This window comes from Caballeronia arvi (assembly GCF_001544695.2).
Taxonomy (GTDB): domain Bacteria; phylum Pseudomonadota; class Gammaproteobacteria; order Burkholderiales; family Burkholderiaceae; genus Caballeronia; species Caballeronia arvi.
Window position 1 is genome coordinate 66,675 of sequence record NZ_FCOM02000008.1, and the last position, 26,682, is coordinate 93,356.

Here is a 26,682-nt window from a genome sequence, read left to right on the forward strand (position 1 = left end):
GTGTGGGATTCAGGAATCGGCCAGCAAGCGCGCGAGAGCAGCGCGATAGTCCGCGTAAAGGCGCGCTTCGTCACGATGACGTCCGTCTTCGACCACGCGCTCGCCGCCGGTATAGACATCGCGAATCGGCGATCCGCCGTGCTCGCAGAACACGACTGACGACAGCCACGTATCGGGCGTCTGTTCGGCGAGATTCGGATGTTCGGCGTCGAGCACGATCCAGTCGGCGCGTGCGCCCGCTTCGAGCGTGCCGACCGCACGCCCCGTCGCACGCGCGCCGCCTTGCAGCGCGGCGGCAAAGAGCCTGTCGGCCACGATCGCGCGATGCGGCGCGGCCAGCACGTTGCGCTGGCGTCGTGCGAGGCGCTGGCCGTATTCGAGCAGACGCAGCTCCGAACGCCAGTCCACGCCGATATGACTGTCCGAGCCGACACCGAACGCGCCGTTCGCTTCGAGATAAGCGTGCGCGGGAAAAATGCCGTCGCCGAGATTCGCTTCGGTCGTCAGGCACAGGCCGGCGACCGCGCCGCTTTTGGCGAGCGCGGCGGTTTCGTTTGCATCGACGTGCGTCGCGTGCACGAGGCACCAGCGCGCGTTCACGTCGAAGTTATCGAGCAGCCATTGCACGGGCCGCGCGCCTTCGGTTTCGACGCAGGCATCGACTTCGGCCGTCTGCTCCGCGATGTGGATATGCACCGGCGCATCCGCCGATGTCGCATCCAGTCCTTCGAGCAGCGCACGCAACGACGCCCGCGACACCGCGCGCAGCGAATGCGGCGCGACGCCATAACGCACATCGCCGCGTTCGGGATGCGCGCGTCGCAAAGCGTCGATGATCCGAAGCAGGCCTTCCGGCGTGTTGATGAAACGCCGCTGATCGTCGCGCGGCGCCTGCGCGCCGAAGCCGCTGTACTGGTACAGCACCGGCAGCATCGTCATGCCGATGCCCGTGTCGCTCGCCGCCTGCACCACGCGTCCGGCGAGTTCCGCCGGATTGCCGTAGCGCTGGCCATCGGGCGCGTGATGCACGTAATGGAACTCGCAGACGGACGTGTAGCCCGCCTTCAGCATTTCGACGTAGAGCCAGCGCGCAATCGCGCCGAGATCGTCGGGCGTGATGCGCGCCGCGAAGCGATACATCAGATCGCGCCAGCTCCAGAAGCTGTCGGTTGGATTGGCGCGATATTCGGTGAGACCGGCCATCGCGCGCTGAAACGCGTGCGAATGCAGGTTCGGCATGCCGGGGATGAGCGGTCCCGATGCGCGCGCCGCACCGTCGGGCGCTTCGGGAAGATCGGGCGTGACGCGTTGCAGCTTGCCGTCGCCAGACCATTCGAGCAGCACATTGCGACGCCAGCCATCGGGCAAATAAGCGTGTTCGGCAAAAAGTGTATTCATGCGTTCAGTCGACGTTCGAAGACGGTTTCACCGCCGCGCACGACGCGCGCGCAGAGCGGACGGCCAAACCAGTACGCGAGTTCCGCGAGCGATTGCACCGGCCACACGGCGAAGTCCGCCGGACGTCCGGCCGCGAGCGTGCCGTGACGTTGCTCGTCGCCGAACGCACGCGCCGCGTGACGCGTCACGCCTTGCAGCACTTCGGGAACGGTCATGCGGAACAGCGTCGTGGCCATGTTCATCATGAGCAGCAGCGACGTGACCGGCGACGTGCCGGGATTGCTGTCGGTCGAAATGGCGATCGGCACTTCGTAGCGGCGCAGCAGTTCGAGCGGCGGAAGCCGCGTCTCGCGGATGAAGTAGTACGCGCCCGGCAACAGCACCGCGACGGTTCCGGCTTGCTTCATCGCCGCGACGCCCGCTTCGTCGAGAAATTCCAGATGATCCGCCGACAGCCCGCGATAGCGCGCCGCCAGCGCCGCGCCGCCGCTGTTCGACAGTTGCTCCGCGTGCATCTTCACGGCGATGCCGCGCTGCGCCGCCGCTTCGAACACGCGCTCGCTCTGCGCGAGCGTGAAGCCGATGCGCTCGCAGAACACATCGACCGCATCGACGAGGCCTTCGTCGGCGAGCGCGGGCAACATGCGATTGCACACTTCGTCGATATAGTCGTCCGCGCGGCCCGCAAACTCGGGCGGCAACGCGTGCGCGCCGAGAAACGTCGTGCGCACCGTGACGGGATAGCGCTCGCCGAGCGCACGCGCGACGCGCAGCATCTTGCGCTCCGTCGGCAGATCGAGGCCGTAGCCCGATTTGATTTCGATGGCCGTCACGCCGTCCGCGAGCAGCGCTTCGAGGCGCGCGGCGGATTGCGCGAAGAGCGACGCTTCGTCGGCCGTGCGCGTCGCGCGCACGGTCGAGACGATGCCGCCGCCTTGCAGCGCGATCTCTTCATAGCTCACGCCCGCGAGACGCTGAGCGAACTCGTCGGCGCGCTGACCGCCATAGACCAGATGCGTGTGGCAGTCGATCAGACCGGGCGTGACCCACGCGCCGCGCAAGTCCTCGCGCGGCCATTGCGTGAATTCATGCGGCACGTCCGCGCGCGCGCCGAGCCATGCGATCTTGCCGTTTTCGACGGCGATCGCGGCGTCATCGATCGTGCTGCCGGGATCGCCTTCGGGACAAAGGTTCAGGTTGTGCCAAAGCGTGCGCTTCATTGCGTTTCCCTCAATGCGATGGCGAGCAACGCGCCGTCGCCTTCCGTCGCGATATGCGCGTTGCAAAGATCGATACGCAACGTGTCACCTCGTTCCAGCGCGACGGGCGCGTCGTCGTTCACGCGGATGCGGATCGAGCCTTGCGCGCAATACAGCAGCGCTGTGTCCGCTTCGACATGACGCGCTTCGCCCGCGCGCCACACGTCGAGCGTGCCGCGCGCCGCGTCACGGCGCACCATGAGATTGAAGTCGCGCGTCGCTCCGTCGACGAGACGGGCATCGATCGCGGATTCGCCCGCGAAACGCGCGACATCCAGCGGCTGCATCAGCGCATGCGTATGCGCGCCTTCGTCGAGGATCATGCCCGCGCCGTCGAGCAGCACCAGCGTGCGATCGACGCCGGGAAAGCGCGAGAACGGCCCCGCCTGCGCGACATCGGCGACGCTCACGCGCCACGCAAACGCATCCATCGATGCGCCCTCGGGAAACGCGGCGACTTCGCGCGTGACGCCGCCGCCGTTCTTCCACGGCGACGCCACGAGGTCCACGCCGCGAATGAGCGTGATGGACGCTGCGATCATCGGCCGAGCATCGGCAGCTTGAGACCGGCTTCGCGCGCGGTCGATTGCGCCAGCTCGTAGCCCGCATCGGCGTGACGCATGACGCCCGTCGCCGGATCATTGAAGAGCACGCGGCCGAGACGCTCGTGCGCGGCATCCGTGCCGTCCGCGACGATCACCACGCCCGAATGCTGGCTGAAGCCCATGCCCACGCCGCCGCCGTGATGCAGCGACACCCACGACGCGCCGCCTGCCGTGTTCAGCAGCGCGTTGAGCAGCGGCCAGTCGCTGACGGCGTCGGAGCCGTCTTTCATCGATTCGGTTTCGCGATTCGGGCTGGCGACGGAGCCGGTGTCCAGATGATCGCGTCCGATGACGACCGGCGCTTTCAGTTCGCCGTTCTTCACCATCTCGTTGAACGCCTGTCCCAGACGATAGCGATCCTTCACGCCGACCCAGCAGATGCGCGCCGGCAAGCCCTGGAACGCGATGCGCTCGCGCGCCATGTCGAGCCAGTTGTGCAGATGCGGATCGTCGGGAATCAGTTCCTTGACCTTGGCATCGGTCTTGTAGATGTCTTCCGGATCGCCCGACAGCGCGACCCAGCGGAACGGCCCCTTGCCTTCGCAGAAGAGCGGCCGAATGTACGCCGGCACGAAACCGGGGAAATCGAAGGCGTTTTTCACGCCCATTTCGAGCGCCATCTGACGGATGTTGTTGCCGTAATCCAGCGTGGCCGCGCCGCGTTCCTGCAGCGTGAGCATCGCCTGCACCTGCTTCGCCATCGACTGCTTCGCGGCCGTCACGATGCTTTGGGGGTCGGTCTTCTGACGTTCGCGCCAGTCTTCGACCGTCCAGCCTTGCGGCAGATAACCGTGGATCGGATCGTGCGCGCTCGTCTGGTCCGTCACGCAGTCCGGCGTGATGTTGCGCTCGACCAGTTGCGCGAAGACATCGGCTGCGTTGCCGAGCAGACCGATCGATACCGGCGTGCCGCTCTTCTTCGCGTCTTCGATCATGGCGAGCGCTTCGTCCAGCGTCTTCGCCTTCTTGTCGACGTAGCGGGTCTTCAGACGGAAGTCGATGCGCGACTCGTCGCATTCGACGGCGATCATCGAGAAGCCGGCCATCGTTGCGGCCAGCGGCTGCGCGCCGCCCATGCCGCCGAGACCGCCCGTGAGAATCCAGCGGCCCTTCGGATCGCCGTTGAAATGCTGGTTCGCGACCGAGAAGAACGTCTCGTAGGTGCCCTGCACGATGCCCTGGCTGCCGATGTAGATCCAGCTTCCCGCCGTCATCTGGCCGTACATCATGAGGCCCTTGCGGTCGAGTTCGTGGAAGTGGTCCCAGTTCGCCCAGTGCGGGACGAGATTCGAATTGGCGAGCAGCACGCGCGGCGCATCCGCGTGCGTGCGGAACACGCCGACCGGCTTGCCGGACTGGATCAGGAGCGTCTCGTTCTCTTCCAGATCCTTGAGCGACGTGAGAATCTGATCGAAGCAATCCCAGTTGCGCGCCGCGCGGCCGATGCCGCCATACACGACGAGCGCGTGCGGATGCTCTGCCACTTCGGGATCCAGATTGTTTTGAATCATCCGGTACGCGGCTTCCGCGATCCAGGTCTTGCAGGTTTTTTCGCTGCCGCGCGGAGCACGGATCGTGCGGGTCGGGTCGAGACGCGGATCGATGTGTTTGGGATGATTCATATGCTTCGCTCAAGGTGGATTTGTGGACGAAGACCCGCGTTGCGTATTCGCGATCATCGCGGGCAGTGAAAACAGTTTAGCCACGTCAAGTTGTATATACAAGAGGAAATGTCGATTTAGATGTGCAGGGTATACGCGGAGATCGTTGGCAGAATTACGGGGCGCACAAGCAAAAACGCGGGTAATCGGAAACGATTACCCGCGTGCGTGAAGGCGCCGAGTTGTCTAGTCAGGTCAAACGGCCCTACACCTTCCCAACCAGATGGAATCGCGACGACGGATGCCACAACTGCACCGACGTCGCCACGCCGTCGCCGACCCACGTGCGGCGCGACACCAGCAGACACGGCTCGCCGATCTCCATTTCGAGCTGCTTGCGGATGGTCGCGTTGGGCTTCTGCGCGTCGATGCGAAACTCCGCGCGCTGAATCGGCGCGAGCCGCACCATGTAGTGATTCGGCGTTTCGCTCGTGAAGTCCTGCTGCAGATAGTCGGGAAAGAGATGCGGATTGGTGTAGCGATCCTCGTACTGGATCGGCGTGCCTTCCTCGCAGTGCACGATGCACGAATGGAACACCGGCCCGGCGGTGAGATCGAGCGAGGCGATCGCTTCCGCGTCCTCGGACGTTTCGAGCCTGAGCACGCGCGCGGAATGTCGATGCCCGCGCGCGGTGATCTCATCGGCGATATTGCGCACTTCGAGAATCGTCGACTCGTAATGGCGCGGCGCGACGAACGTGCCCGAACCCTGCACGCGCGTCAGCACGCGCTCGGCGGTGAGTTCGCGCAGCGCGCGCGACGCGGTCATGCGCGACACGCCGAATTCCTTGACCAGTTCCGTTTCCGATGGAATCGTGTCACCGGGCTTCCATGTGCCATCGGCAATCCGGTCGACGACATAGCGCTTGATCTGCTCATAGGCCGGCAGCATTCTGCGGTTCTCGACCGTGCCCGATCCTCGTGTGGCGTCCGCGTCCGTTTTCATTTTTTGTCCAGTTATGGGAGCCGCACGCGCACGCGATGACTCGCCGCTTTATCTCCCGTGCGCTTCCGGCAGCATGGCAAGGGCGTCGTTGGCGGATTCCGCACACCGGTGCGCTGCGACCGTCGCGGGGGCGGCGGCGGTCGACTGCGGATCATCCGTGCCGTCCGTTCTCGTCGACGGTCCCGGCAGCGGCGGTGGAACGCCATCCGCGATCATGCGAAATGCGAACGTCATGTCGTTTGCGAGCGGCCGGTCGTCGCGATAGATGGGTAGCACGCCGCGTACCTTCGCGCGCAAGGAATCAGTATAGGGCGCACGTGCGAGCTGCGTCGGCTGAAGATCGTACGCCTGCGTCGCGGCGAGCAATTCGATGCCGAGAATGCGCGCCGAGTTCTCGATGATTTCGAGCGCCTTCAGCGCGGCGGGCGTCGCGTGGCACAGGTGATCTTCCTGCAATCCCGAGGTCACGCCGCCGTCCAGGCTCGCGGGCGCGGCGATACGCCGGTTCTGCGCCACCAGCGAAGCGGCCGTGTACTGCGCGATCATGAAGCCGGAGCGCGTGCCGCCAATCTCCGCGAGAAACGCGGGCAGACCGCTGACGAGCGGATTCACGAGGCGGTCGAGCCGGCGTTCGGCCAGCGCCGACACCTGCGCCATCGTGACGGCGATGCCGTCCATCGCGAGCGCCATCGATGCGCCGACGGCATGCGCCTGCGAAAACACGCGCGGCGCTTCGGGCGTGCCCGCGACGATCGGATTGTCGGTGATCGACGCGAGTTCGCGATCGACGACCTCTGCGGTCATTTTCAGCGCATCGCGCGCCGCGCCGTGCACATGCGGAATCGTGCGCAGGCTGAGCGGGTCCTGCGTGCGCCGCCCGACCGATTCGTTGAGGATGGCGCTGTCCGAAAGCGCCGCGCGCAGCCGTGCGCCGACCAGCGCCAGCCCCTCGGAGCGCCGGAAGGCGAGCGATTGCGGATCGAGCGCATCGAGCTGGCCGCCGAGATTCTCGAAGCTCATCGCCGACACCACATCGGCCCAGTCGAGGAAGCGCTGCGCCCGCGCCATCGCGAGCGCGGCGAGGCCGGTCACGCACGGCGTCCCGTTGACGAGGCTCAGGCCTTCCTTCGCTTCGAGCGTCATCGGTTCGAGGCCGAGTCGCCGCAGCGCGTCGTCGCCCGTGATCCGCTCGCCGCCCGCGCGCACGTGACCCGCGCCCACGCACACCAGCGCGATATGCGCCATGTGACTCAGATAGCCGACCGAGCCGAACGCCGGCACTTCCGGCAGAGTGTCCGCGTTGAGCAGCGCGAGCAGCGTGCGCACCACTTCGAGCCGCACGCCGGAATGGCCGTGCGCGAAGTTGTTGATGGCGGCCGCGATGATCGCGCGCGTCTCTTCGCGTCCAAGCGGCGCGCCGACGCCGACCGCATGGCTCATCAGGATGTTGTGGGACAGATCACGCTGCTCCGCCTGCGACACGACGACATCGCAGAGCGCGCCCACGCCCGTATTGACGCCGTATGCCCGGATGCCGCGCGTGACGATTTCGTCGACGAGCCTGCGCGCCGCCGCGATGCGCGCCTCGGCTTCGGGAGAAAGTTCGAGGGAAGCGCCGGCGGCGATGGCGGCGATTTCACGCCATTCGAGCGGCTGGGCGGAACGGATAACGATCATGACGATCCTTCGATGAAACGTCTTGCAGGTTCAGTGCGTGCTGCGGTCCTGATGACTCGACACGAATTGCCGGAAGCGCTCGGACTTCTGCTCGCCGAACACTTCGGCAGGCGTGCCGTCGAGCTCGACGCGTCCTTCGTGCAGGAACATGACGCGGTTCGACACGTGCCGCGCGAAGCCCATTTCGTGCGTGACGACGAGCATCGTGCGGCCGTCGTCCGCGAGCGAGCGCATGACGCGCAGCACTTCGCCGACGAGTTCGGGATCGAGCGCAGAAGTGGGCTCGTCGAACAACATGACTTTCGGGTCCATCGCGAGGGCGCGCGCGATCGCCACGCGCTGCTGCTGTCCGCCCGACAGATGCGCAGGATAGTGCTTGCGCTTCTCGGCGAGGCCGACTCTCGCGAGCAGCGCTTCGGCCTGCTCCACCGCTTCGGCGCGGTTCTTTTTCAACACGCGGATCGGACCTTCGATCACGTTTTCCAGCACCGTCATGTGCGACCAGAGATTGAAGCTCTGGAACACCATGCCGAACTGCGAGCGCACGCGGTCCACTTGCTTGCGGTCGGCGGGCTGGAGGCGTCCGTCGTTGCGGCGCTTCATCCTCAGTTCTTCGCCGGCGAGCGACACGGAGCCGTCGTCGGGCATTTCCAGCAGATTCAGGCAGCGCAGAAACGTGCTCTTGCCCGAGCCGCTCGCGCCGAGGATGGAAATGACATCGCCTTCATGGGCATCGAGCGAAATGCCTTTCAGCACCTGATGATCGCCGAACGACTTCTTGATGCCTTTGACGGACAGCGCGACGGGCGAAACAGTACTCATGCTTTCTTCTCCAAAAACAGCGGCGAGTTCTCAGGATGCGACGCGCGTCTGAACCGGCGCGGACGATGCCACAGCGGGCGTAGGCGGCGGACGCAGATGGCCGGACAGCCTGCGCTCCACGAAGCCGAGCACGCGGACGATCGCGAAATTGAGCAGCAGATAAATGAGCGCGGCGCACATGAAGACTTCCGTCGTGCGATACGTCTGGTGGATGATTTCCTGCGCGACGCCCGTGACTTCCCAGACGGTGACGAGGCTTGCGAGCGCGGTGGACTTGACGAGCAGCACCGCTTCCGTCGAATACGCGGGCAGGCAGAGCCGCAGCGCAATCGGCCCGATCACGCGGCGCAGCAGCGCGAAACCGGAGAGGCCGATCGAATAGCCCGCTTCGATCTGGCCGTGCGGAATCGCCATGAGACCGCCGCGAATGATCTCGGCCGTATAGCCCGCCGTGCACAGCGCGAGCGACAGCACCGCGCACACATACGGCTCGCGCAGCACGGGCCACAGGAAGCTGTGGCGGATCACGCCGAACTGGCCGAGCCCGTAGTAGACGAGAAACATCTGAATGAGCAGCGGCGAGCCGCGAAACACAAAGATGTAGAAGCGCCCGAAGTTTCGCGGCAGCCAGTGCGGCGAGACGCGCATCGCGACGATCACGAGCGACAGCAGGCCGCCCAGCACCAGCGAGGCGAAGAAGAGTGCGAGTGTGGTCGGCACCGCGGCCAGCAACTGGCGCATGGTGTCGAGCATGAAGTTGATATCGACGGGCATGAGAAGTCTCCGCTGACGGCGTCAGTCGTTCGGTGGCTCGGGTGGCTCAGTTGCGCGCGAAGCTGCGCCGGAACGAACGCGCAACCGATGCCTCGGCGCGGCCGAAGATGCGTCCTGAAATGCTCGTCATCACGAGATAGAGCAATCCGCCCGCGATGAAGAACGCGAAATACTGATGTGTCGATCCGGCGGCGATCTGACTCGTGCGCATGAGTTCGGCGAGACCCGTGACCGAGATCAGCGCCGAGTCCTTGAGACTCATCTGCCAGACGTTGCCGAGACCCGGCAGCGCGTACCGGATGACCTGGGGAATGAGGATGCGGCGCGCCATCATGTGCACCGGCATGCCGATCGCGCGTGCCGCTTCGAGTTCGCCGCGCGCCACCGCGAGCACCGCCGCACGATAGACCTCCGCCTGATACGACCCGGAGATCATGCCCACCGCGACTGCGCCGATCAGGAAAGGTGGAACGCTGACGAAGCCGTCCGCGCCGAACCACTTGCCGATGGTCGATACGAAACTGGAGCCGCCGAAATAGAACAGATAGATGACGAGCAGTTCCGGCACGCCGCGAAACACGGTCGTATAGAGATCGCCGACTATGCGCAGGGCACGGAACCGCGACAGCTTCGCGGCGGCGACGAGACCGCCGAAGATGGCGCCCGTGAAGAGTGCGGCGATCGTCAGGACGACGGTCAGCAAGGCGCCGAGCAGCAGGGCGGAGCCCCATCCGTCGGGGCCGAATCCGAACATCTGGAAAAGCGACATGACTTGCTCCTGGCCGCCTGACGGCGGCTTGGGGTGCCGTTGAGTGCCTTTAGGCGAGTTGCGTGCTTTTTGCGCTTACGGCGCGACGTTCGTCTTGAACCACTTTTCGGACAAGGTTTTCACCGTGCCGTCGGCGAGTGCGGTGGCGAGCGCCGCATCGAACTTTGCTTTTAGATCGCCGTCTTGCTTGCGGAACGCGAGGCCTTCGCCCGGACCCCAGATCGGCCCGCCGATTTTCGGACCGGCGATGAAAATCGACTTGTCCGCCGAACCCGACGTGAAGTAGGTCAGGTCGTCGAACGACGCGTCGATGCGGCCGTTGGCCAGATCGAGATCACGCTCCTGCGCCGTCTTGTACGCGCGGATCGTCGCGATGTCCTTGAAGTTATCCTGAATGAACTTCGTGTAGACGGTGCCCGACTGGATGCCGATGGTCTTGCCCTTCAACTGCTTGCGCAGCCCGTCGACGACGGCCTTATCGTTCTTCGCGTCGCCGGTGAGCTTGACGGCCGGCGCACCGGGCGACGCTTTCGGCAGGATGGCATCGTCGGACACGGCGAAGGTCGCGGGCGTCGAAGCATACGGACGCGAGAACGCGATGATCTTTTCGCGCTCGGGGGTGATCGAGATCACGTCCATGAGGACATCGAATTTACCGGCCTGAAGGCCCGGAATCATGCCGTCCCAATCCTGCGCGACGAGATTGCACTTGAGCTGCGCGCGCGTGCACAGCGTGGCCATGAGCTCCGGTTCGAAGCCGCCGAGCTTGCCGCCGGGCAAGGTCTGGTTCCACGGCGCGTATGCGCCCTCTGTTGCGATCGTCACCGATTGCCAGTCCTTCGCCTGGACCGACGTCGCCGCGATGGCGACCACCCCGGCGAGCATGCCGAGGCGCAACTTTGCAGAAAACTGTTTCGCGTTCATCTCCACGTCCTTTCGTCTTCGTGTTTCGTCAATTGAGCCGTCGTCGTCACGATCTTGTATAGACAAGTCTGCATGACGTCGAAAAAAGACGCAAGGAGATGATGGGTGGGTAAGGGGAATTACCTAGAGGACTTCTGGAGCGCGCGCTCCATATGGATCTCGCGGTTGGGATTCGAGCGTGGTGCCTGCGCGGGGATGGGATGTCTTATATGAGCTGGATGCGGTGATGTATAGGCAAGTCGGCCGGCGAGGCGTTTTGCGGCTCCGCTCGGTCTTCTGAATGATAAGGACGGTTTCGTATGCAAAATCCAGGTTGTATGCTTTTTCGGGACACCGCGAAAAAACGTACACGGACTCTGAAATTTCGTTTGCGCTCGAATACACAAGCCTCGATGGGATATTTGTACGTTTTTTGCGTGCTGTACGGTTTTAGCATACACTGACAAAAAACGTACACGACACCTCATCGATGGCTCTCTCCGATCACCGTTCGGTCGCTGAACAGCAGACGCTGGCGCTGGCCTGCGAGGCATTCTCCGAGTCAACACGCCTTTATCGCGCCGCACCCGTAGCAGCACCCAGGAAGCGAGGTTCTCAAGGCGATGCCGGCACAGACGCATGGATTCGATTTTCCATCGCCGGAAAGCACTTCGATATGCCGGTGAGCCTCAAGACGGGGCCAGGATCACCAGGCGCAAGCCTCATCGTGAGTCGCATGCTCACGCGACGCGCGGACAACGATACCCGCCCGTTGATGCTTGTCACCGAGCATGTTTCGACACGGCTAGCAGACATTCTCATCGACAACGGCATACCGTTTCTCGATACTGCTGGCAACGCCTACCTCCAGGAGCCCGAAGCCACCGTGATGATCGTCGGGCGCTCGAAACCAGCGCTGTCCCGTATGGATTCGAGTTCCCGCTCAACAACGCCCAAGGGGCTACGTGTGACCTTCGCGATCCTGACGCAGCCCGGCCTCGTCTATGCCCCCTACCGCGTGATCGCTGATCAGTCGGGGGTGGCCCTGAACACCGTCAATGTGGCAATCGACGATCTGCTGGACAGGGGACTGGTCGTCCAGAAAAGCGGGCGCCGGCTCATTGCTGACCGCCGCCGACTCATCGAGGAGTGGGTGAGCCTGTTCGCTGTGCGTCTGCGGCCAAAGCTCAGCCCGCGCCGCTTTACCAGCATGTCGAAGGATCCAAAATGGTGGAGCGAAGCCGGGCTGCGTGATCCCGATATTCGATTGGGTGGCGAAACCGGCGCAGACGTCCTGACGCACGAACTCAAGCCTGCTTCGCTGACGTTTTACTCCCACGAGGGTATAACTCGCCAATTGGTTGCAAAAGGAATGCTTCGGCCTGACGAGAGTGGTGCCGTCGAAGTGCTGGATGCGTTTTGGCCGGTGGACGCAGAAAACGGCTGGCATCTGTCCCATCGGGGAGTCGTTCATCCCCTTCTCGTCTATGCCGATCTGATCGCCTCCGCGGACGATCGAAATCGCGCTGTCGCCCAAACCATCTATGAACGATACCTCACAGAAGAACGTGCTTAAAGTCCCTGACGAGCGTCCGGTGGAGGCACTCACGATCGCGTTGCTTCGCGACGTCAAAGACGCCTGTCAGGCACTCGGCACGAGTTTCGTGCTCGCAGGCGCGACGGCGCGCGACATCCTGATGTGGCACCTCCACGACCGCAAGGCGACTGTTGCCACTCGCGACGTCGATATTGCAGTCTGCGCGGTAAGCTGGGAGTTTCACGAAGCCCTGATTGATCTGTTGATTCAGACCCGGCGCTTTGCGCGCCATCCGACGCAGCAGCAGAAGTTGCTTTACACGCGTGGCCCCGAGGACCACGTAAGCGAGCTCGACATCGTGCCCTTTGGCCAGATCGAGGCCCGACCTGGAGAGCTTCACTGGCCGCCGGATGGCGAGGTCGTGATGACCGTCCTTGGCTTTCAGGAGGCGGTAGACACGGCACAACCCGTGGACATCGGCGAGGGCGTTGTGATCCCCGTTCTGACAGTGCCCGCATTCGTTTTGCTCAAGATCTTCGCGTGGCAGGACAGACGTCTGAAGAAAAACACGGACGCCTCGGACCTTCTGTTCGTTCTACGCAACTATTTCGAAGCCGGGAATACGGCGCGGATTTTCGAAGAGGCGATGGATCAGCTCGAAGCCTTCGAGTTCGATGTAAATTTGGCTGCGGCAGCACTGCTCGGACGCGAGGTCTCCGATCTCGCGTATCCAGAGACCCTTGCCGCACTGCGAGGATTACTGCAGTCAGCCGAAACCTACGAGACATTGAGACGAGATCTTGAGGCACGCGCTGCGACGATCCTAGGGGGCTTCGTCGATGACTCAGATGCGCTCCTGAAAGCTTTCGCGGAGGAGGTGCTGGGCAAGCGCAGCGAGAGCGGCAACGCCATCAGTGGACACGAAGCGGAGCCCGCCGCAAAGGCCTGATCCGCACGATGGAGGGTAGTCGCTGAACGACTGCCAAGGCCGACCACCCGCCAACGCTCGTCCCCTACCCCGCCTTCAACACCCTCAACCCCGCCCCACCCGCCGCCTCACTGTCCACCGCTTGCTTCCCCTCCCGCATCGACAGATACCGCAAACAGCAAACCCTCAGAAACGACGCAAAATTCGTCGGCACCTCCCCACGCAGCGCGATGAGTTCATCGTAGAGCTTGACGGCGAACTGGCTGGTCGTCAGGTTCTCGCGCCCGGCGATTTCCTGCAGCACGTCCCAGAAGAGATTTTCGAGCCGGACCGTGGTGATCACGCCATGAATGCGCAGCGAGCGCGTGCGCGATTCATACAGAATCGGATCGGCGTTGATATACACCCGACACATGACGATAGCCTCCGGCAAAGCGGCCGTCATGCGCGCGCACGACGGCCAATGAAACAAACTACTCCCGCAAACATCCAGCCGCAACGGCGTCAAACCCTGCGCTGCTTCATCTGACCGGCGATGTAGTCCGCCTGGCGAATGGCGAGCGTGACGATCGTGAGCGTCGGGTTCTCGGCGGCGCCCGTGGTGAACTGACTGCCATCGGAGATGAACAGGTTCGCCACTTCGTGCGTCTGGCCGTGCGGATTGCAGACGCCGTCGCTGGCCTTCGCGCTCATGCGCGCGGTGCCGAGATTGTGCGTCGACGGATACGGCGGCACGATGTACGTCGCCTTCGCGCCCGCCGCCTCGTACACGGCGCTGCCCTGCTTGAACGCGTGCTCGCGCATCGCTTCGTCGTTCGGATGATCGTCGAAATGGACGTTCGGCACCGACAAGCCGTACTGATCCTTCACGTTCGTATTGAGTGTGATGCGATTCGACTCGCGCGGCATATCTTCGCCGACGATCCACATGCCCGCCGTGTACTGATACTGATCGAGCGCCGCCGTGAAGTTCGGGCCCCACGCGCCCGGATCGAGAAACGCCGCATAGAACGGCAGGCCGAGCGAGATCGTCTCCATGTGATAGCCGCCCGCGAAGCCGCGCTTCGGCTCGAACACGGCTTCATCCTCGATGATGCCCGCCATCGTCGTGCCCTTGAACATCTCGACCTTGTCGTTGAACACGCCGTAGACCGAGCCGGTCGTGTGCCGCATGTAATTGCGTCCCACCTGACCGGAGCCATTCGCGAGGCCATCGGGGAATTTGCCCGACTGCGAATTGAGCAACAGGCGCGGCGTCTCGATCGCGTTGCCCGCCACCGCGACGACGCGCGCACGCTGACGTTGCAGCTTGCCCTTCGCATCGTAATAGACGACGCCCGTCGCCTTGCCGCGCGCATCGTGCTCGATCTTCACGACATGCGCCTCGGTGCGCAGCTCCATATGGCCCGTCGCCTGCGCACGTGGCAGCTCCGTATAGAGCGTCGACCACTTCGCACCCATGCGGCAGCCCTGAAAGCAGAAGCCGCGCTGAAAGCAATGCGTGCGGTCGTCGCGCACCGTGCTGTTGATCGCCATGTGGCCGGTGTTGCAGGCCTTGTAGCCCACCTTCATCGCGCCCGCCGACATCACCTTGAAGTTGTTGTTGCCCGGCAGACCCGGCAGACCGTTCGTGCGCGTCACGCCCATCTTCTTCTCGGCGCGGTCGTAGTACGGGTCGAGATCGGCGCGCGTGATGGGCCAGTCGAGCAGACTGGCGCCCTGCACGTCGCCATATGTGGTCTTCGCCTTGAACTCGTGCGGCTGGATGCGCAGGCTCGCGCCCGCCCAGTGCGTCGTCGTGCCGCCGACCGTCTTGCAGACCCACGCCGGCAGGTTCGGAAAATCCTTTGCCACGCGCCACGAGCCGGACGTCGTGCGCGTGTCGAGCCATGAAAGCATCTTGAAGGCGTCCCACTCCGATGTGGAGAAATCGCCTTGCGTATGCAGCTTGCCCGCTTCGAGCACGACGACGTCGATGCCCTTTTGCGCAAGCTCGTTGGCGAGCGTGCCGCCGCCCGCACCCGATCCGATGACGACGACCACATTGCCGTCGCTGTGCTTGAACTGCACCTTGTTACCCTGATCCATGTCGGTCTCCGCTCGTGGTTGTTCAGCTGTCGGTCGGGATGGGACCGCTCGCGCCCGCGGGCGGATCGGGCAGCCACGACAGACTGTTGAAGCCCTGATGCAGATACCCACCGTCGCCCTTCGACGCGCCGTAGCCGAAGTGCTCGTACGCCAGCGGATTGCTGTACAGCGAGACCACGGCGGTGCTGCGCACGGTCGCGAAGAACGGCGTGCCCGCGAGCGCGGCGACGTCCTGCGCCTTGTCGTTCGCGCTGCGTTTGGTCCAGTCGGAGCCGGCTTTGGCGTCGAGCTGGGCGACACCATCGGCGAGTTGCTGACGCACCGCCGGATCGGCTTTCGCCTTGGCGTCGAGATCCTTGACGACGAGCGCATAGACGGCGTCATCGAGCGTGGCGTGCGGGTAGATCTGCCGCGTGACCTGCAAAAGCACTTCCCCCTGATGCGTGTCGAGCCCCTGCATTTCGAGCGCCCAGACGCGGCTCGGCGCGAGGCTCGCAAAGATCGACGTCGCCGCGATCGTGCCGACGAGCACGCCCGTGCCGCGCAGGAATTCGCGCCGTGTCAGTGCGATCTTCGGGGGTGCGGCGGCGCTTTCATCATGGTCGTGATGATGTCCACCGTCGTGCGCGCGCCGCTGCGCGACGATCGGAATGATCGTGTCTCGCATGTCTCTCTCCTTGTGGGGCACTGCAACAACTTATGTATGTGGTCCTGCGCGATACGTTTTCTGATTTTTTCTGATTGTTATGTTCGAATGCGTCAGCGGTAATGTCCGTGCTTTTCGAGTACTTCGATCTTGTAGCCGTCCGGGTCTTCCAGGAAAAAGAATCGGGCGATGAGTTCGCCCTTGCCATCCTTGAATTCCTTCACGTCTTTGGGCTGCAGTTTCAGACCGGCGAGGCGCTCGTGTTCCGCGCGGACGTCATCGACGACGACAGCGAAGTGGCCATAGCCGTCGCCATGCGTGTAAGGCGTGTCGCGTCCCTTGTTCCAGGTGAGTTCGATCTCGGCTTCGGTCTCGTCGTTGCGCAGATAGACGAGCGAAAAGTCATCGAAATCCAGGCGATGACTCGGCGTCAGTCCAAGTGCGGATCGATAGAAGTCCAGTGAGCGGTCGAGGTCGCGAACGCGAATCATGGTATGAATCAGCTTTGGCATTGGCGCTCCTTGAAGAAGAGTGGCGGTCTCATAGCCGAGTGATGCACTGCGCAATCGCGTTCCTGACGAACAATCTACCTAGAGTGACGAAGCGAGGGGTAATAGACGGTTAAATTTTAGGAGGCGCGAGCCTTTCGAGTTGAAATTATTGGCTCGCCGCCGCAAGCTCGCATTGCATCGGCGGTAAGGCTTTCTGATTGGTGTTAACCCTCTTGCCGATCGCTCTCTTCACTCGCACGGGGAGAGGCCGGGATTCATCGTTCGGATACCGTATCATTTTCATCGATGGATCGATCCGCCCCGCGCTCGCGGCCTTCCCTGCCGATGCGGCGCACGGCCTGCGGCGGTTGTCCGATCGTGCGCAGAAACGCGCGCCTCATTCTCTCGCGATCCGCGAAGCCGACTTCGTCCGCGATCACGTCCAGCGAAAGCCGCCCTTTTTCCAGCAGCAAGCGCGCCGCTTCCACGCGCAGATGCTCGATAGCCTTGGCAGGCGTCTGGCCGGTCTCGGCGCCGAATGCGCGGCTGAACTGGCGCGGACTCAGGCCCGCGACATCCGCGAGTTCCTCGACCGTCAATGGATTGCGCAGATTCGCGTTCGCATGGTCGATGGCTTTCTGGATCTTGTCCGATTTGGGTTCGAGATCGAGCAAAGTAGAAAACTGCGATTGCCCGCCAGCGCGCCGATGGTAGATGACGAGCTTGCGCGCCACCGCGCGCGAGACTTCTTGGCCGTGATCCTTCTCGATCATGGCGAGCGCCATGTCGATGGTGGCCGTCATGCCTGCCGACGTCCACACCGGTCCGTCGACGATGAAAATCTGGTCCTCTTCGACGGTCACTCGGGGAAAACGGCGCTGCAAGTCGTTGGCGAAGCGCCAGTGCGTCGTGGCGCGGCGGCCGTCGAGCACGCCCGCTTCGGCCAGGATGAACGCGCCGGTGCAGGGCGCCGCGATCCGTCTCGACGTGTCCAGCGAACGCCTGACGAACGTCGTCAATGCCGCCGACACGATATCGGTTTCGACGCCCGACGCGAACATCACGGTGTCGAAAGCGGCGTCGCCGAACGCCTGCGTTTCCACGCGCACCCCCGCCGATGACAGCACCAGCCCGCCCTGCTCGGACAGCACCGTGACCCCGTACGCAGGCTCGCCCAGCACGGCGTTCGCGAGTTCGAACGCGGTGACTGCCGAGAATCCCAGCAGATAGAAATTCGGAAACACCACAAAGCCGATGGTGTGCATAGCGCGCCCTTCTTCATGTCCGAAATTCATTGTATATACGACATTTGAGACACGGTCAACGACGACTATCCTTGGGTTTTCCAACCGGATTCACCGCTAACTTCGTATGGATCGTCGACTTCTGATACTGGCAACCGGCATGTTCGCGATGGGCACCGACAACTTCGTCGTCGCCGGCATTCTTCCGGGCGTCGCGGCGTCGCTGCACACATCGGTCGGGCTGGCCGGACTGATGGTGACGTTCTACGCGCTGACTTATGCGGTGGCCGCGCCCGTCATGGCCGCCGTGGCGGGCAACTGGCCGCGCAAGCTCTTGCTGATTTCGGCGCTCGGCATTTTCGTCGTCGGCAATGCGATCAGCGCGCTCGCCGATGACTTGCACTGGGTTCTCTTCGCGCGCGCGCTCGCCGGATTCGGCGCGGCGTTGTTCGCGCCCACCGCGCTGGGCGTCGCGTCCGCCCTTGCGGCGCCCGAGAAGCGCGGCCGCGCGCTCGCGATGGTCACGGCCGGTCTCACGGCCGCAACGGCGCTCGGCTCGCCGATCGGCACGTTCATCGGCGGATTCGGGAGCTGGCGAACGACGCTCTGGTTCGTCACGCTGCTCGGCCTCGTCGCGATGATCGGCGTATGGACGATGCTGCCATCGGTGCCGCGCCCGGCATCGGTCAGACTGCGGGAACGGCTTGCGCCTGTCCGCGATGCGCGCATCGCGCTCACCTTGCTCACGTCGCTGTTCGCGTTCGGCGGATTTCTGATGGTCTACACGTATGCGGGCGTCGTGCTGGAACGCGTGACGCATGGCGACGAACGCATCCTCGCCGGGCTGTTCCTGTTGTGGGGCGTGGCGGCGACCGCGGGCAACCTGCTGGCCGGCCGGCTGGTGGATCGGCTCGACGGCCGCAAGATCATCAATGCGATGCTGTGGCTCGCCATCGTCAATTTCTGCGCGCTGCCGTGGACGTCCGCGAACGCATTCAGCGCCGCGATAGCGCTCGCGATCTGGGGCGTGTGCGGATGGGGGCTCATCGTTCCGCAACAGCATCGCCTCGTGCAGATTTCGCCGCAGGTCGCGCCGCTGCTGCTCGCGCTGAACAACACGGCGACTTACATCGGTCTCGCGTGTTCGGGGCTGCTGGGCGGCGCTTTGATTCCGTCGATCGGGGCGCAATATCTGAGTCTCGTCGCCGCCGCGCTCATTGCAATCTCTTTCGTATGCGCCGAGGCCGCGCATCGCCGTATCGAGCGGCCCGGTATTCGGCATCGCGTAACGGGCGATTCACGGACATTCTCATGAGCGAGCGATCCTTCAGTGAGCGGATGACGGCGAAAGCTCCTCAGACGATGGCGCGTCCACTGCGCCTGCCCTCGAAAAGATCCGCCTGATTCGCAAGCCCTGCACCGACGAGATCGAAGAACGCCCGCACGCGCGCCGTCTTCCTCAGGTCGGCGTGCGTGACGATCCACAATTCGCCTTCCAGCTCTGCGACCGGACGCGCGGCGGCCCGCACCACGCCGGGATCGTCGTCGCCGAGATAGCACGGCAGCAACGCGAGACCGACGCCCGCGCGCGCCGCGATGAGCTGATTCACGAGACTGTTCGTCCGATACACCACCGCCGACGGCGCCGCCGACTGCGCGAGCCATTCCGCCGCGCGAATGCCCGAGGCCGCCTCGTCCCATCCGATCAGCGCGTGACCGTCGAGCTTGCCGCTTTTCGGCACGCCGCCGTGCGCTTCGACGTAAGCCGGCGCGGCATACAGCGCCCACGCGACGCCAGCCAGCTTTCTGCCCCACAAATCGCCTTCCTTCGGACGCACCGGGCGCAGCGCGATATCGGCCTCGCGCCGCGACAGGCTGAGCACGCGATTGTCGATCGACAATTCGACGACGATCCCCGGATGCGCCCGCCGGAAGGCGGCAAGATGCGCGGTGAGCTGGCTGTATGCGAGCGTCTCCGACGACGTGACGCGCAAGCGCCCGCTCAGGCGATGATCGCCACCGACGACATCGCGGCCGAGCGCGAGGAATTCGTCCTCCATGCGCTCCGCGCCCGCCGCGATGCGCGCGCCCGCTTCCGTCGGCTGATAGACGCCGCCGGGCAGGCGTTCGAACAGGCGCACGCCGAGCTGCGCTTCGAGCGCCTTCAGGCGGCGAAACGCGGTCGAATGATCGATGCCCAGCGCCGCGGACGCAGCCGTGAGGCCGCCGCCGCGCTGAATCGCGAGCACGAGACGAAGTTCGTTCCAGTCTTCCATGCATCGAGATTAGGCGACGGCTTGCATCGTCGCAAGCGCGGCTTTCCCGTAGACAATGGACTTGCGCGCACGCAATGACTAACCTGCACTCGTCCGATTCAGTTCGATTCATCCACGAGAGAGGTTGCTCATGAAGCTCTATTACGCCGCTGGAACGTGCTCGCTGTCTCCGCATATCGTCGCGCGGGAGGCGGGCATCGCGCTCGAACTCGAACGTGTCGATATCTTCAGGACACCGCACATCACCGAAACGGGCGTCGATTTCACGACGGTCAATCCGAACGGCTACGTTCCCGCGCTGCAACTCGACGACGGCTCGATCCTCACCGAAGGCAGCGCGATCGTGCAGTATCTCGCCGACCTGAAGCCCGAAAGCCGTCTCGCGCCGCCAGCGGGCACGCGTGAGCGCGTCGCGTTGCAGACGTGGCTCGGCTTCATCGCGACGGAACTGCACAAGATGTTCAGTCCGTGGCTCTTTCATCCGGAATACGGCGCGCAGGCGCAGGCCGCGGCACGCGCACGGATCGCGCAACGGCTCGCATTCGTGGAGCGTCATCTGCGCGATCGCGGTCCGTTTTTGCTCGGCGATACTTTCACGGCCGCGGACGCCTATCTCTTCACGATCGCGGGCTGGACATCAGCGACGAAGATCGATGTGGCGCCGTTCCCGTCGCTGGGCGCGTTCATGGAGCGCGTGTCGGCGCGGCCCGCCGTTCGCGAGGCGATGCGCGCCGAAGGCATGAAGACATGAGCCAGGGCATCGCGTGGCTGCTGCTCGTCGTGTCGGGCTTGCTGGATGTCGCATGGGCCGTCGCGATGAAGTACGCGCATGGCTACACGCGGCCGGGCTGGACGGCGCTCTCGCTCGTCCTGCTCGCCGCGTTCGTCTGGCTGCTCGGCCGGGTGCTGACCGTGTTGCCGGTCGGGAGCGCTTACGCGGTGTGGACCGGCATCGGCGCATCGGGCACGGTGCTGCTCGGCGCCGCGCTGTTCGGCGAGACGTTGAGCATGCTGCGCGTGACTGGCGTCGTGCTCGTCGTGGCGGGCATCGTCGCGCTCAGGCAGGCGCCGGCGTGAGCGGCGCGCATCCTCACGCCGCCGTCGCAGGCGCGATGTTCTGATTCATGCGAAACAGGTTCGCCGGATCGACTTTCCTCTTGATCGCAGCGAGCCGCCCGAGCTTGGCGCCGTACGCCGACTGCAAACCCTCGATGCCTTCATCGCCGCCGAGATAGTTCACATACGCGCCCGGCGCCCGGTATGGGCTCAGCGCGTCGAGCAGTTCGCGCGTCCACGCGATATTCCGTTCGCCGTCGTCCGGATCGGACCATGCGGAGGTGATCACGATATTCCACGGCCAGGTGCGATGCCCGAACGCGGTCGACGACTCGTCGGCGCGGCTCCATGCGCTGTCGCCGTAGTACTCGATCACGATGACGGTCTGTTTCGATGGAACGCGCGCGAAGTGATCGACGACGATGCCGATGGCCGCATCGTCGAGCGACTTCAGATAGCTGGATTTCCAGTAGCCACGCAGCCCCGGCGGCCACAGATGGTCCGCCATGCGTTGCGCATCCTTGTAGAGCGCGGGGGCGAACTGATCGACCAGAGGCGGCCCGTATTCACGCAATCGCCGCAGGGCCTTTTCGCCTTCATCCAGCGGACCCGCATACACGCCGCCCAGGCCCGCGACCGGCGCACCGCGCATCGGCGCGGGCAGCGAGGGATCGTCCGGCAGATGCAGCAAGAGCGCGCCCAGCGTCAGTTCGTCGGGCGCTTCCGCCTGCAGATCGCGCCATGTGCGGATGGCATCCGCCGCGGTGCTGGCCGGATGAAGCACGATGCCGGCCAGCACGGTCCCGGCCGGATGCACGTCGAACTCGAACGACGTCACCACGCCGAAGTTGCCGCCGCCGCCGCGGATCGCCCAGAACAGCTCTTCGTTCTCGCTGCCGCTCGCGTGCACCTGGCGGCCATCGGCGAGCACGACCTCGGCGGATCGAAGATTGTCCAGCGCCAACCCATGCTTGCGGACCAGCCAGCCGAAGCCGCCGCCGAGCGTCAGGCCTGCCACGCCGGTGACCGACACGAAGCCGCCCGTGGCGGCGAGTTCGTGCGGTTGAAGCGCATCATTCACTTCGCCCCAGTTGCAGCCGCTTTCCGCACGCACGGTGCGCGCCGACGGATCAACCGCGATGGCCTTCATCAGCGACAGATCGAGCACGATGCCGTCGTCGCAGACGCCATATCCGGCAACGTTGTGACCCGTGCCGCGCACGGCCAGCGGCAGGCCGTGCTCCTGCGCGAGCAACACGATCTTCGCTACGTCGTCGGCATCGAGGCAGCGCGCGATCAACGCAGGACGCCGGTCGATCGAGACATTGAAGACGGCGCGGGCAGCGTCGTAACCGGCATCGCCGGACTGGATGAGTTCACCGCGAAAGCCCGCCCGCTGAAGAGCCAAACGATCGATCATCGCGTCCTCCTTCCGTAAGCCGCTCGTCCTGTCTACCTTAGTCATGACGAAGCCGTCGTTCAAGCTGCTGCATCATGCGTCGCAGCGTCGACGCTCCGGCTTTGTATCGCAACGTGTCCGTCCGGCACGCAGATACGCGCGCTTACACAACGCCTCGTCTTAGACACGTGCGCGATACGTCCGCAGGCTTCAATACGTCCATCGCGCGATTGCATCGGCAACGCATCGCGCAAGTATTTATGTGCATATGCACAAATCAATTTCATGAAGGTATCGACATGACGAACGCATCTGGACATGACCGCCCGATTCTCGTGACGGGCGCAGCGGGCGCGGTGGGCGGCATCGGCCGTCATCTCACTGAAATGCTGCTTGAAAAAGGGCACAAGGTGCGTGCGCTCGTGCGCCGCGAGGATGCTCGCGCAGACGACTTGCGCAAGCTCGGCGCCGAAGTCGTGCAAGGCGATCTGACCGACCTCGCTTCGATGCATCGCGCGATCGAAGGCGTCGCGCGCATCTACTTCGGCATGTCCGTGTCCGCGCAGTATCTCGAAGCCACGGTGAACACGGCGGCCGTGGCGCGCCATCATAGCGTCGAAGCGTTCGTGAACATGTCGCAGATGACGGTCACGCAGATGAGCATCACCGAAACCACTGACAGCCCGCAGCACAAGCTGCACTGGCTCGCCGAGCAGGCGCTGCAATGGTCGGGGCTGCCGGTCGTCACGGTGCGGCCCACGGTGTTTCTCGAAGGCTTCTTCCGCGTGCTCGCAGCAGAAGGCATACGCGAGCGCGACGAACTCGCTGTGCCGCTCGGCAACGGCAGGACGTCGCCCGTATCGGCGGTGGACGTGGCGCGTGCAGTCGCGGAGATTCTCGACGATCCCGCGCCGCACATCGGCGCGATCTATAACCTGACCGGTCCCGAGTCGGCGAGTCTGGATCACTACGCGCAGGTCTTCTCCGACGTGCTCGGCCGGACGATCCGCTACCGCGACGTGCCGATCGAAGCATGGGCCGACACGCTTCGCGAGATGCGCGTGCCCGACCATCTCGCCCGGCATCTCGCGACGATGGGCGCACTGCACGCCCAGGGCCGCTACGACCGTCTCACCGACGACCTCTTCAGGCTCACCGGCAAGACGCCGACGAGCATGCGCGAGTTCGTCGAACGGCACGCCGCCGAGTTCACCCGCGTCTGACGGCACGCGCCGACAAGATCATCTTCCTCAGGAGTTCTCATGTCCGACAACACTACCCTTCCGCAGTCGCCGACACGCCGCCGTTTCGTGGGGGCCGCGGCGGCCAGCGTCGCGGCGGCATCGCTGAGCCCGCTCGTTTTTGCAGAATCGAACCCGTCCATCGTTTCGATAACGAAGGCGGCGAACGGCGACAAGGACGCGATCCGTCCGCTGCGCGTGCACGTGCCCGAGGCGCAGCTCACCGATTTGCGCCGGCGCATCCGGGCGACGCGCTGGCCGGAACGCGAAACCGTCTCCGATGACTCACAAGGCGTGCCGCTCGCGATGATGCAGGAACTCGCGCGCCACTGGTCCACCGATTACGACTGGCGCAAGTGTGAAGCGAAGCTGAACGCGTGTCCGAATTTCATCACCGAAATCGACGGGCTCGACATTCACTTCATCCACGTTCGCTCGAAGCATGAGAACGCGATGCCGCTCATCGTGACGCATGGGTGGCCCGGTTCGGTCATCGAGCAGTTCAAGATCATCGATCCGCTGACGAATCCCACGGCGCACGGCGCGAGCGCATCGGATGCGTTTCATCTGGTCATTCCATCTCTGCCGGGCTATGGATTGTCCGGCAAGCCGACGACAACCGGCTGGGGCCCCGAACGCACCGCGCGCGCGTGGGTCACGCTGATGAAGCGGCTCGGCTACGACAGGTTCGCGGCACAAGGCGGCGACCTGGGCGGCGTGGTCGCGAACGTGATGGGCAAGCAGGCGCCGCCCGAATTGCTCGGCATTCACGTCAACTTCCCGGCGACCGCTCCCGCTGATATCGGCAAAGCGCTGCAAGCCGGCGATCCGCCGCCCGCCGGCCTGAACGATGAAGAACGGCACGCGTACGACCAGCTCGCGAGCGCCGCGAAGAAGCGCCGCGCGTATGCGCTGGAAATGGGCACGCGCCCGCAGACGCTCTACGGCATCGCGGATTCCCCGGTCGGTCTCGCGGGCTGGCTGCTCGATCACGGCGACGGCTATGTGCAACCTGCCGCGGCGCTGACATCGGCGGTATTCGGCCGCACCGTCAACGGCGTATCGTCAGGCGCGTTGACGCGCGACGACGTGCTCGACGACATCACGCTCTACTGGCTGACGAACACCGGCGTCTCGTCCGCGCGCTTCTATTGGGAATCGCACTTCAGTTTCCTCGGCGCGGCCGACGTGTCCGTGCCCGCCGCCGTGAGCGTGTTCCCGCGCGAGAACTATCAGGCGCCGCGAAGCTGGACGGAACGCGCCTATCACAACCTCATCTGGTACAACCGGCTCGACAAGGGCGGACACTTCGCGGCGTGGGAAGAGCCGGAGCTGTTCGCCGAGGAAGTGCGCGCGGGATTGCGGCCGTTGCGCAGTCGGGTCTGATGTTGCTCGACAGGAATCACAGCATCCAAGCTCGCGCGAACGCATCGAACCGATCGACTTCGTCGGATTGCCATTGCGCGCTGCGCCCGAGTTCCTCCGCCATGATCCGGGCGACCTCCGGCGCGGCGAGGCGCGCCTCTGCCGCATCAAGAAACAGCGCGCGATTGCGGCGCGCGAGCACGTCCTCCACCGAGCGCGCCAGCTCCGCGCGCACCGCGAAGCGCGTCTGCGCCTCCGTCAGCCCGCTCGCCTGCACGAGAATCGTGTCCGCGCCCGGTATCTCCGCGATGAACTCCGCGTCGGCGCCGTAACAGCCGCCCTGCTGCGCGGTCGCGCCGTGCAGCGGCAACGATGCCGTGCGGCATGGCGTGGCGGGCAACAGGCCCTGCGTCACGGCAAGATCGATCACCTGCTGCGCCATCAGGCGATACGTCGTCCACTTGCCGCCCGTTACGGTGATCATGCCCGTCGCGTTCGTTTCGATGGTGTGCTCGCGCGAAAGCGCCGCCGTCGATGCGCCCGCATCGCCCTTCACGAGCGGACGCAAGCCTGCCCAGACGCTCAGGACATCGTCGCGCGTGGGTTTCACCGACAGGTAGTCCGCCACCGTCGCAAGAATGAAGTCGATGTCTTCATCGCTCGCGCGTGGATCGAGCGGCAGATCGCGACGCGGCGTGTCCGTCGTGCCGACGATCGTGTGGCCGCGCCACGGCACGACGAACAGCACGCGACCGTCTTGCGTGCGCGGCACGAGAATCGCGTCGCGGCTTTGCAGGAAGCGGCCGGGCAAGGTCAGATGCACGCCCTGGCTCGGCGCCACGATCGGCCGCGCGCCGGGATCGGCCATCGCGCGGATCGAATCGACCCACACGCCCGTCGCGTTGACGAGGCAGCGCGCGCCGACCGTGAGCACATCGCCCGTTTCGGCGTCTTTCACTTCGACCCGATGACAGCCCGCACTGCGATCGAAAGTCAGGCCGCGCACGGCGGCATCGTTCAACGCGAGGCCGCCGAGATCGAAGAGCGTTCGCATCAGCGTGATGGCGAGACGGGCGTCGTCGAACTGGCCGTCGTAGTAGAGCGTGCCGCCGCGCAACGCATGTCCGCGCAGATGATCCGCGAGCATCGGCGATTTCGCGCGCGTTTCGGCAAGGCCGAGGCTGCGGCTCGCCGCAAGATTGAGCGATCCCGCGAGCCAGTCGTAGAGCTTGAGCCCCGCGCCGTAGGTCAGCTTGTCGGCCATCCGGTAAGCCGGAACGATGAAGCCCAGCGGACGCACGAGATGCGGCGCGTTGCGCGCGAGCAGGCCGCGCTCGCGCAGCGCTTCGCGAACCAGCGGGACATTGCCCTGCGCGAGATAACGCACGCCGCCGTGCACGAGCTTCGTGGCCTTGCTGGACGTGCCCTTGGCGAAATCGCGCGCTTCCAGCAACAAGGTCCGATAACCGCGCGACGCCGCATCGACAGCCGTGCCGAGGCCGCTCGCACCGCCGCCGATCACGACGACATCGAAGACCGGGGTGCGGTCCAGTTCGCGCAGCAGCGCTGCGCGCTCGGGTGGAATCGTCACTTGCAT

At 64.5% G+C, this 26,682-nt stretch carries 25 protein-coding genes; 7 read left to right on the top strand and 18 right to left on the bottom strand.

Going from position 1 to position 26,682, the window contains the following annotated elements; genetic code table 11:
• Positions 1-9: 9 nt before the first annotated feature.
• From AWB74_RS11895 to AWB74_RS11940, 10 genes are all read right to left on the bottom strand, one after another.
• Positions 10-1,398 (bottom strand): formimidoylglutamate deiminase, encoded by a 1,389-nt coding sequence (locus AWB74_RS11895; RefSeq protein ID WP_061146967.1) that lies wholly within the window; start codon positions 1,396-1,398, stop codon positions 10-12.
• Positions 1,395-2,618, bottom strand: a complete 1,224-nt coding sequence (gene hutI, locus AWB74_RS11900; protein WP_061146968.1) for an imidazolonepropionase — start codon at positions 2,616-2,618, stop codon at positions 1,395-1,397. Before hutI ends, AWB74_RS11895 begins: the two co-directional genes overlap by 4 nt.
• Positions 2,615-3,199, bottom strand: a complete 585-nt coding sequence (locus tag AWB74_RS11905) for a HutD/Ves family protein (protein WP_061146969.1) — start codon at positions 3,197-3,199, stop codon at positions 2,615-2,617. The genes hutI and AWB74_RS11905 overlap by 4 nt, the downstream gene beginning before the upstream one ends.
• The gene (hutU, locus tag AWB74_RS11910) at positions 3,196-4,884 is read right to left on the bottom strand and encodes a urocanate hydratase (RefSeq protein WP_061146970.1); all 1,689 of its coding nucleotides are present in this window, start codon (positions 4,882-4,884) and stop codon (positions 3,196-3,198) included. Before hutU ends, AWB74_RS11905 begins: the two co-directional genes overlap by 4 nt.
• A gap of 244 nt (positions 4,885-5,128) precedes the next feature.
• Positions 5,129-5,869, bottom strand: coding sequence for a histidine utilization repressor (hutC, locus tag AWB74_RS11915; protein WP_061146971.1), 741 nt, complete (start codon positions 5,867-5,869; stop codon positions 5,129-5,131).
• 48 nt (positions 5,870-5,917) lie between these two features.
• Positions 5,918-7,546, bottom strand: coding sequence for an HAL/PAL/TAL family ammonia-lyase (locus AWB74_RS11920; RefSeq protein WP_061146972.1), 1,629 nt, complete (start codon positions 7,544-7,546; stop codon positions 5,918-5,920).
• A gap of 30 nt (positions 7,547-7,576) precedes the next feature.
• Complete coding sequence (locus tag AWB74_RS11925) at positions 7,577-8,368, bottom strand: ABC transporter ATP-binding protein (protein WP_061146973.1); 792 nt, start codon at positions 8,366-8,368, stop codon at positions 7,577-7,579.
• A 30-nt stretch (positions 8,369-8,398) separates the two neighbouring features.
• Positions 8,399-9,142, bottom strand: a complete 744-nt coding sequence (locus tag AWB74_RS11930) for an ABC transporter permease (protein WP_061146974.1) — start codon at positions 9,140-9,142, stop codon at positions 8,399-8,401.
• A 46-nt stretch (positions 9,143-9,188) separates the two neighbouring features.
• A complete protein-coding gene (locus tag AWB74_RS11935) occupies positions 9,189-9,911 on the bottom strand; it encodes an ABC transporter permease (RefSeq protein ID WP_061146975.1) in 723 nt (240 codons plus the stop codon).
• 75 nt (positions 9,912-9,986) lie between these two features.
• Complete coding sequence (locus AWB74_RS11940) at positions 9,987-10,835, bottom strand: transporter substrate-binding domain-containing protein (protein ID WP_061146976.1); 849 nt, start codon at positions 10,833-10,835, stop codon at positions 9,987-9,989.
• Positions 10,836-11,304: 469 nt separating this feature from the next.
• On the opposite strand from AWB74_RS11940, the gene AWB74_RS11945 reads away from it, so the two are divergent.
• Positions 11,305-12,390, top strand: a complete 1,086-nt coding sequence (locus AWB74_RS11945; protein WP_061146977.1) for a type IV toxin-antitoxin system AbiEi family antitoxin — start codon at positions 11,305-11,307, stop codon at positions 12,388-12,390.
• Positions 12,359-13,300 carry a nucleotidyl transferase AbiEii/AbiGii toxin family protein gene (locus AWB74_RS11950; RefSeq protein ID WP_061146978.1) on the top strand — a complete coding sequence of 314 codons (942 nt, stop codon included), beginning with the start codon at positions 12,359-12,361 and terminating at the stop codon, positions 13,298-13,300. Before AWB74_RS11945 ends, AWB74_RS11950 begins: the two co-directional genes overlap by 32 nt.
• A gap of 64 nt (positions 13,301-13,364) precedes the next feature.
• On the opposite strand, the gene AWB74_RS11955 is transcribed toward AWB74_RS11950, so the two are convergent.
• The 5 genes from AWB74_RS11955 to AWB74_RS11975 all read right to left on the bottom strand — a co-directional run bounded on the left by AWB74_RS11955 (position 13,365) and on the right by AWB74_RS11975 (position 17,769).
• Positions 13,365-13,694: a ribbon-helix-helix domain-containing protein gene (locus tag AWB74_RS11955; RefSeq protein WP_061147122.1), complete on the bottom strand. Its 330-nt coding sequence runs from the start codon at positions 13,692-13,694 to the stop codon at positions 13,365-13,367.
• Between the two features lie 89 nt (positions 13,695-13,783).
• Positions 13,784-15,367: a GMC family oxidoreductase gene (locus AWB74_RS11960; protein WP_061146979.1), complete on the bottom strand. Its 1,584-nt coding sequence runs from the start codon at positions 15,365-15,367 to the stop codon at positions 13,784-13,786.
• 22 nt (positions 15,368-15,389) lie between these two features.
• Positions 15,390-16,034, bottom strand: coding sequence for a twin-arginine translocation signal domain-containing protein (locus AWB74_RS11965; RefSeq protein WP_061146980.1), 645 nt, complete (start codon positions 16,032-16,034; stop codon positions 15,390-15,392).
• A gap of 92 nt (positions 16,035-16,126) precedes the next feature.
• Positions 16,127-16,525, bottom strand: coding sequence for a VOC family protein (locus AWB74_RS11970; RefSeq protein WP_061146981.1), 399 nt, complete (start codon positions 16,523-16,525; stop codon positions 16,127-16,129).
• A 254-nt stretch (positions 16,526-16,779) separates the two neighbouring features.
• Entirely contained in the window at positions 16,780-17,769 is a 990-nt protein-coding gene (locus AWB74_RS11975; RefSeq protein ID WP_061146982.1) for a GlxA family transcriptional regulator, read from the bottom strand.
• 106 nt (positions 17,770-17,875) lie between these two features.
• Between AWB74_RS11975 and AWB74_RS11980 the strand changes: the two genes are divergently transcribed.
• Positions 17,876-19,063, top strand: coding sequence for an MFS transporter (locus AWB74_RS11980; protein WP_061146983.1), 1,188 nt, complete (start codon positions 17,876-17,878; stop codon positions 19,061-19,063).
• Positions 19,064-19,103: 40 nt separating this feature from the next.
• Here AWB74_RS11980 and AWB74_RS11985 read toward each other — a convergent pair whose 3' ends face one another.
• Complete coding sequence (locus AWB74_RS11985) at positions 19,104-20,024, bottom strand: LysR family transcriptional regulator (protein ID WP_061146984.1); 921 nt, start codon at positions 20,022-20,024, stop codon at positions 19,104-19,106.
• Between the two features lie 130 nt (positions 20,025-20,154).
• On the opposite strand from AWB74_RS11985, the gene gstA reads away from it, so the two are divergent.
• Positions 20,155-20,775 (top strand): glutathione transferase GstA, encoded by a 621-nt coding sequence (gstA, locus tag AWB74_RS11990; RefSeq protein ID WP_061146985.1) that lies wholly within the window; start codon positions 20,155-20,157, stop codon positions 20,773-20,775.
• Positions 20,772-21,101, top strand: coding sequence for a DMT family transporter (locus AWB74_RS11995; RefSeq protein WP_061146986.1), 330 nt, complete (start codon positions 20,772-20,774; stop codon positions 21,099-21,101). The genes gstA and AWB74_RS11995 overlap by 4 nt, the downstream gene beginning before the upstream one ends.
• 13 nt (positions 21,102-21,114) lie before the next feature.
• Here the strand turns inward: AWB74_RS11995 and AWB74_RS12000 are convergent, their stop codons facing one another.
• Positions 21,115-22,500: an FAD-binding oxidoreductase gene (locus AWB74_RS12000; RefSeq protein ID WP_061146987.1), complete on the bottom strand. Its 1,386-nt coding sequence runs from the start codon at positions 22,498-22,500 to the stop codon at positions 21,115-21,117.
• Between the two features lie 278 nt (positions 22,501-22,778).
• On the opposite strand from AWB74_RS12000, the gene AWB74_RS12005 reads away from it, so the two are divergent.
• Both AWB74_RS12005 and AWB74_RS12010 read left to right on the top strand, forming a co-directional pair.
• Positions 22,779-23,702 carry an SDR family NAD(P)-dependent oxidoreductase gene (locus tag AWB74_RS12005; RefSeq protein ID WP_061146988.1) on the top strand — a complete coding sequence of 308 codons (924 nt, stop codon included), beginning with the start codon at positions 22,779-22,781 and terminating at the stop codon, positions 23,700-23,702.
• A 39-nt stretch (positions 23,703-23,741) separates the two neighbouring features.
• A complete protein-coding gene (locus AWB74_RS12010) occupies positions 23,742-25,106 on the top strand; it encodes an epoxide hydrolase family protein (protein ID WP_061146989.1) in 1,365 nt (454 codons plus the stop codon).
• A 16-nt stretch (positions 25,107-25,122) separates the two neighbouring features.
• Here AWB74_RS12010 and AWB74_RS12015 read toward each other — a convergent pair whose 3' ends face one another.
• Positions 25,123-26,682, bottom strand: a complete 1,560-nt coding sequence (locus AWB74_RS12015) for a glycerol-3-phosphate dehydrogenase/oxidase (protein ID WP_061146990.1) — start codon at positions 26,680-26,682, stop codon at positions 25,123-25,125.